1 protein-coding gene is annotated in these 317 nt (G+C 44.8%); it reads left to right on the top strand.

Features of this window, described 5'->3' with window-relative positions; translation table 11 throughout:
- Positions 1 to 317 (top strand): VCBS domain-containing protein (locus H4J59_RS00090; RefSeq protein WP_220469674.1); only part of this gene is annotated, 317 nt, incomplete at both ends.

Below are 317 nucleotides of genomic sequence, written 5' to 3'. Positions count from 1 at the left end.
AAAGTGCAGTCGTATCATTTAACGTACAAGTTAAAGATGATTCAACGTCAGGAGATGCTACCTCAGTTGCCAAGACAGTGACCTTAACCATTGATGGCAGTAACGATACGCCGGAAATTTCAGGTTACGCCGAGGTGACTAATGTAGCCGAAAACACATTAACCGGTTCAATTTCACTCGCGGATGTCGGTAAAACCGATGTAGATACAAGCGATACACATGCGTTTATAGCGTTTACCGATGCAGCAACCACAGTAGTCGATACAAATAGTGTCGAAATAGGCGCCATTACTGTGTCGATGACAGACACTGGTGCG

The sequence above is a fragment of the Colwellia sp. MB02u-10 genome (genome assembly GCF_014077185.1).
Lineage (GTDB): Bacteria > Pseudomonadota > Gammaproteobacteria > Enterobacterales > Alteromonadaceae > Cognaticolwellia.
Note: the sequence above shows the minus strand (reverse complement) of the source record. Positions and strands in the feature narration are given on the sequence as shown.